This window comes from Bacillus sp. 007/AIA-02/001 (genome assembly GCF_004634455.1).
Classification (GTDB): Bacteria; Bacillota; Bacilli; order Bacillales; family Bacillaceae_G; genus Bacillus_A; species Bacillus_A cereus.
Window position 1 is genome coordinate 175733 of record NZ_SEIY01000011.1, and the last position, 6748, is coordinate 182480.

The window sequence follows — 6748 nt, forward strand, 5'->3', positions numbered from 1 at the left end:
TAGAGAGTACATATTATACTTATTTACTATGTTATAAGATTTTTCATTTCCACTCTGTAACAAGATTCTAGCATTCTCTCCTAGAATCTCAACTTAAATCTTAAATCCACCAATTAACTCTTGAAGTTCTTCCGCCATCTGTGCTAATTGTATTGCTGAAGAATTTATCTCTTCCATAGAAGCATGTTGTTCCTCAGATGAACCAGCTATCGTTTGCATACTTGAAGAATTTTCTTTTACAGCCATAGCTATTTGATCAATCGATGTATCGACTTTCATTGCATCAGTAGTCATTGTATTAGATAGTTCCACCATATCATGCACTTTTGACACAATATCATTTGCAGATTTTGAAATCTCATAAAAACTTTGTTTTGTATCATTCGCAACCTTAATTCCCGACTGTACTTCTACGCCTACTTCATTCATAGCTTTTACAGTCTCATGTACGTCTGCTTGTATTTCTTTAATTAAACTTCCAATTTCCATTGAAGATCCGGATGATTGCTCCGCCAACTTTCTAACTTCATCGGCAACAATTGCAAACCCTCTCCCCTGTTCCCCAGCTCTAGCTGCTTCAATCGCTGCATTTAATGCTAATAAATTTGTTTGTTCCGCAATATTTTGAATCGCTTCTAATATACTGCCAATTTGCTGTGATTTCTTATCTAATAATTTTATGACATTATCGGATTGAGAAACAGAGTGATGGATAGACTGCATTTGTGTTACAGTTTGTTCTACTAATTGTTCACCTTCATTGGCTTTTTGTTTAGTGTATATGGATGAAGCCGATACTTCAGAAGCATTCTCAGCTACGTATTGAATATTTCGTGTTACCTCACCAATTAATTCAGCTCCAGACTCAACTTCATTATTTTGAACCTCTGCACTGTTCGAGATTTCTTCCATCTCTTTTGTAATTTGTTCTGTCGCAACACTTGCTTGCTCTACACTAGCAGTTAGTTCCTCAGAAGACGCAGCTACATGTCCTGCAGATGTGTTAATTTGAGAAATAATATTACGTAACGACTCTGCCATTGTATTGAAACTACCACCTAATTGACCAAGTTCATCCTTTGAACGAATATCTATTTTCTCGGTTAAATCTCCTTGACTAATTCTTTGAGCTGAAATGACTAATTGTCTTAGTGGAGTAATTATAGATTTGAGTATGAATAGAATTACAATTCCACCTAACAATAATGAAGCACCTATTATAGTGAGCGTTTTATAAAAAATAGGATTGGTAGCTTCTTCAATTTCTTTCGTAGGCATTACGCCAGCTATTTTCCAACCTGTTTTTTTATTTGTCTTAAAGCTTATGTTTCGATCTTCACCATTGAGGCTATAAGTAATTACTCCATCTTCTGTCTTGTACAATTCATCCACTAAAGTTTTATCTAATTTCTCTCCAGGTTTTAGTGATGGATGAACAACTATAGTTTTATCTTGACTAACTATAGATACAAATCCTTGCTTCCCAATTTTTATCATTTTGGATGTTTTTACGATATCTTTAATATTCAAATCTACGCCAATGACACCACTTTTATCTGCATTCTGCTTTGCAATTGCAATTACCATATTTCCTGTAGACTTTGATTTATATGGAGATGAAACAATAATCTCTCCATCTGCTTTTACTGCATCCTTATACCAACTGCTTTCTAGCGGATTAAACCCTTCTGGTATTTTTCCAACAGGTGCATGAATAAATTGATTGTTACTGGATGCCGTATAAATCGTTTCTATCTCTGGATGTAACTGTATATATTGATCAAATTTATTCTGTACATTTTGCGATTGTTCAGGATTATAATCCCCTTGTGTGAGTACCTTTGCAAAATGAGTGATATCTGTATGCTTATTTTCTAATTCATCATCAACAATCTTATCTAAAATACTTATATTATCTTTTGCTGATTGTAGAATTGTTTCATTAAGATCTGTTTTTGCTTTATTATAAGATGATACTCCTACGATAAGGCTTGGTATAATTAATATTGCTATAAATGCCATAGACAACTTCGTTTTAAGCTTTATTTGCCCCAATCTTTCTTTTATATTAAACACTAGCTACTTCTCCTTTTCATTTTTACTACTTATATAGTTTATTTAAATTTTTCTCCTTTACTTTTCCACATTCATTTATGGTACCATTCGAAATGAAACCACAATTACATCCTATTATCCGTACTTTATAATTTAGAGATTTAATTTTCACAGACAGAGTTTTATCTGCTCTCCTTTCGAATATGTTATTTTTCTAGATTCAGCAATTATTAGACTACGAATTATTCCAAATAAACTTGATGCAACATATACTTCATTTAAAAAATAATTATTGGATTTGTTTGGATAAAAATCTAGTTTAGCGCTAATCCAATCGGATGAAATTCTTACCATAATACATTCACTAAACATAAATAAGTAAATTTATTTCTTTTAATACTTATATTCAACTGCCTTTTAACCATTCTAACTGTATTATTTCATCGTTTTATCTATTTATTACAACCACTTTTGTATTATTGAATCACTAAACTATAAATTCTAAATAGGAGAATAAAATAAATTAGAGAATTACATTGTAACACATATATATAAGTTGTTAATATTAAAATTTAAAACTTTACTATTTTTCATATGCAATATTACATGCGAAAAGCCATAATTTTTTTGTTATACTATGCATGTGGATTTTTCATCCAAAATCCACCCAAACGCATATTTATGTATATGCCACCCTAATTGATGAAAGTGAGAAGAGTGTTTATCATTTTTCTCACTTTTTTATTTAGGCTCTGTTAATATTGATTATTGATAAAAAGTATTAAATAAGGGAAGACACCTTAGAGTTGGTGCTTCCCTTATTTGTTGATTATTCAAATCTAAAATAGGTATTTTCTAAACCTATTCTTTGCTTTAATGTTCTGACCAAAGCATAATTATTTGGTAATTCTTTTTCAATGACACAAATAATATAACCTGCTTTTCCTGTTGTTAAATTAGTTAGTTGTAAGTAGTTAGTGTTGTCGTAGATATAAGAAATAATATATTCATAGAAATTATTTTCTTTATCTTCTCTATTCATACCAACATTGTACACCCTAACTCTTGCTCCTACCCAAATTTCCTCATCATCATTAACATTACTTAAAGGCATCCATTTCGAGTTATCCAATATTTCACCCTTTTCTTAATTCATTCGTTTATACACGAATGTTGCTAGACACAAACTATCATAAGCATCCGTCATTTCATTGATTAGACGACCACCGACAGAGAAAAAAGACTCAACATAGCTTTTTACCCATTGAAACACTTGCTCTTTTAGTTATTTTTACATTTTGAATCTACGAAAATGAATTCCCTTATAAAAACTCTAACAGAGAATCTTCCTTCCAAATTTCACCTAGGGAATTATTTGTTTTCCAAAAAAACTACCAACATCTTTATCAACTCATTTTAGAATATTTAAACAATAATTCCATATACATTACCTGCATAAATTATTCATTTTCTTTTATATAAGACCTACCTTTTTACTTTTGATAGATTATTAGACATTGGATTATTATACATAAATCCCAAAAACATGCGGTATTTTGTAGAATTTTGTCTATCAATATGTATGTACACCCTTTTGTAGTGGATATAGACTGTGAGGTGTAAGGAGATACCTTACAAAATAATAAAAAGGAGATTATAGAATGAGTAGATTAACAAAATTCTCAAAGTTAGTATTTGCAACTTTAATCGCGGGAAGTAGTCTAAGCACCTTTGTTTCGTCACACAGTGTACAAGCTGACACCTTAGATCCTAATTACCAAGACAATATAAAATTCATACCACCTTCTAGTGCTAGGCCAAAATTGGAACAAAAAAACACTATTGTTCCAGAAGCAAAAGTTGTTAAAAACCATTATGTAAAGTACTCTAAAGCACATTTCCAAACTAAAGAAAGTATACCAAAAGAGATTTATTATTCTTCAGAAGGCTTTAAGGGCTATATACAGGCAAGTACCGTTTGGGATATGGGAGATCATTTCGCAACACTATATTCCGGAACCGTTATTCGATGTTAGACTTTTAATCCATTCTCCCCTAATGCTTAAAATGGTTAATAACTCACTGCCAATACTGTAATATCTATTGTTCATAAAATAAACCACAAAATCTTTCGATTTCATGGTTTATCAAATATAAAGATAATGCTAAACGAATACTCTAACATTACCTTCCCCAAAGTTAATTATAGAGTATTTTCAAAAAAAAGACACTCTTGTAGTGTCTTTTTTATAGTATTTTAAAAAGAATTCCACCTACTAACACCTTTTTGTTGCGCCTATTCGTTTATTTCAATATGATACTTTTCCATCTCGTATATGCAATAGACAATGATAGCTAAACTCCAACTGACACTATAATAATTATGTGTGTAGAAGTCATAGCCCGCTTTAATACCTTTCTCTATTACAACTAATGTAAATCCTAAAGCCACCCATCTGTTAATTTTCATCTTTATAAACGTTAAAGAGATAATTATTAAAAATAAAATATTTGTAAGATGATTTATCATTAGCTCATATTTTTGAATGTATACCGCCATTATACAAGCAACGATATTAGTCGCAATGCCAAAGGCAATCACCGCTCCCCAAACCCTGTCCGAAAGTCCCACTCCTGAGTCAGTCCCTTCCTAAACAAATATCCCTTTCTTTAATTCGTTCCTACACCCTATTCAAGATATGCTAAATTATCCTTGTCTGATGAATATCTATTTATCTTTTCATATAGAGCAAACAAAATTTCTACTCATAATTTTTTCTTTATTAGACAAACTATGTCTAAGCCGTTTGAACTAGCGGCTTCACTCTTCTGGTAATGAGATAGCACAATTTATTGAATTGACTAACTCATTCAATCCACTGGCACCGGCAGGCAACAAAATAGTTGTCTGCCATTTTCATGTATACTTTTTCTAATTTCATTACAAACCAAATGTGTGCTGTACTGATTTCAAAAGGACAGCATTTCATTTTTAAAAATGTAAAAAAGATAAGATCCTGTCTACTTTTGGTATAGGACTTTTTCTTTTCACACATACTATTTTTGAACCTGTTTACCGATACGTGTCCTAATGGTGTCTTGAATTCCTCCTAAAAAGGGCTGCAGATACGACTGCATGCCCTTTTATTTACGTTGCTTCTCTATATTGAATAAAATAATTAAAAACTAAAAATGTAATATTACATATTTTTTCTGTTCAGATTATGTTAGGATTTACTTCGTAGTCGAATTATAGTTTCGTATCTAATTCAGCAATATGTGAACTGTTTACCTAAAGAAAAGACACCCAAAAGGTGTCTTTTCTTCTTTTAATCTAAAAAACATTTTTTCTGTTCAGTAAGATCCAATTATCCCTCTAACCTAAACCTCATAATTAAAGGCAATTTAATCATGGTACTCAAGAGTTTTCATCCATTTCAATATACTTATAACTTAATTTCCAATCACATTTCCAGCACTATATTTGCTTTCCTACAGATTTTCTGTCTTGTTCTTAATTCTGTCAAAATCCTCATGTAGCTATACAAAGAATATATGCTACTATGATATTAAGAAACTATGCGTTCCCTTAACCCTGTATCCGGCCCTGTATTTATTACAGGGTCTTTGTTTATTTTATTTACTTTTATTGGCTTATAAAGGTTAATACACAACCAATTTCAATTAAAACCGTTTAAATGTTAGTTAGAATTTGAAAAAATATATCTATTAACTTTTTTAACAAATGTAATCTAATATTAAATTTCTAAATCTATACTGTACTATACACCAGTTAACACTATATAAATAGTATTAACTATCTTAATTGAATATTAGCAATAGTAAGTATAAATATTATCAATTTACTATATCTTACATTTATGTAAAAATAGATGTATGTTAAGCTTATTCAAAATCTTTCCCCTAATAAAGATTTGAAGTAGCATTTCATGATTCTCCTTACTGTTAATATGCCTTGAAAAAGAACCCTATAGGGTTCTTTTTCTTTTCATTATAACCTCAGTAAGTCCTTATTTAACATGCAAAAAGGACTGCTAATTACTTGCAGCCCTTTTACATGTTAATATACACTTGTATTAAATACTTAATACTTTCTTGTATTAGGCGTTTATACAAACTAAACATGCCATTATTATTTAGATATATAACACTTCAAAGTTTAGAAGTATACAATAACAAATCTTTCCCAACTTCCAGCTACATAACTATTAGCAGTTAATTCTCTACCACCATTTGCTGATATAAATCTACCATTACTTAGTGCTTGTAATACATATATCCTATTGTCTCCACCATTATATAAGATAAATTTTTCCCATGCCCCAATTGATGTACGATCTGCTACTACTCTACCATTTGGCTCAAACAAAACATACTTCCCATTACTTTTAGTTTTTAAAGCGTACGTATATAATTCCCCAGTCGGAATTAATTCGAATTTCTCCCATTCATTAACTGCATTACGATTTGCTATTATATTTCCCGAAGGCTCAGCCGAAACATATTGTAAATTTGCTGCCTGTATAGCAACTGTCCAACTTCCATTTTACTTTAAAGGTTTAAACAATTGTGACCACATTTGTTTGAACCTCCACAATTTTTTTCTAAGCTATTCTCTAAAAATCTTATTTTTCGTTGTAAATAAACCTGATTGGTACTCTTTATGCAAAAG

General features: G+C 30.8%; 4 protein-coding genes and 1 pseudogene. 1 reads left to right on the forward strand and 4 read right to left on the reverse strand.

Features of this window, described 5'->3' with window-relative positions:
- Positions 1 to 93 precede the first annotated feature (93 nt).
- Positions 94 to 2076, reverse strand: a complete 1983-nt coding sequence (locus ES895_RS20385; RefSeq protein ID WP_000481856.1) for a methyl-accepting chemotaxis protein — start codon at positions 2074 to 2076, stop codon at positions 94 to 96.
- A gap of 808 nt (positions 2077 to 2884) precedes the next feature.
- Positions 2885 to 3169, reverse strand: coding sequence for a hypothetical protein (locus tag ES895_RS20395; protein ID WP_135238601.1), 285 nt, complete (start codon positions 3167 to 3169; stop codon positions 2885 to 2887).
- A 547-nt stretch (positions 3170 to 3716) separates the two neighbouring features.
- On the opposite strand from ES895_RS20395, the gene ES895_RS20400 reads away from it, so the two are divergent.
- Positions 3717 to 4091: a hypothetical protein gene (locus tag ES895_RS20400; RefSeq protein WP_000088957.1), complete on the forward strand. Its 375-nt coding sequence runs from the start codon at positions 3717 to 3719 to the stop codon at positions 4089 to 4091.
- A gap of 260 nt (positions 4092 to 4351) precedes the next feature.
- Here ES895_RS20400 and ES895_RS20405 read toward each other — a convergent pair whose 3' ends face one another.
- Both ES895_RS20405 and ES895_RS20410 read right to left on the reverse strand, forming a co-directional pair.
- Positions 4352 to 4687, reverse strand: a complete 336-nt coding sequence (locus tag ES895_RS20405; protein WP_000524431.1) for a hypothetical protein — start codon at positions 4685 to 4687, stop codon at positions 4352 to 4354.
- 1548 nt (positions 4688 to 6235) lie between these two features.
- Positions 6236 to 6622: pseudogene (locus ES895_RS20410) on the reverse strand (fascin domain-containing protein); the annotation flags it as partial.
- Between the last annotated feature and the right edge of the window lie 126 nt (positions 6623 to 6748).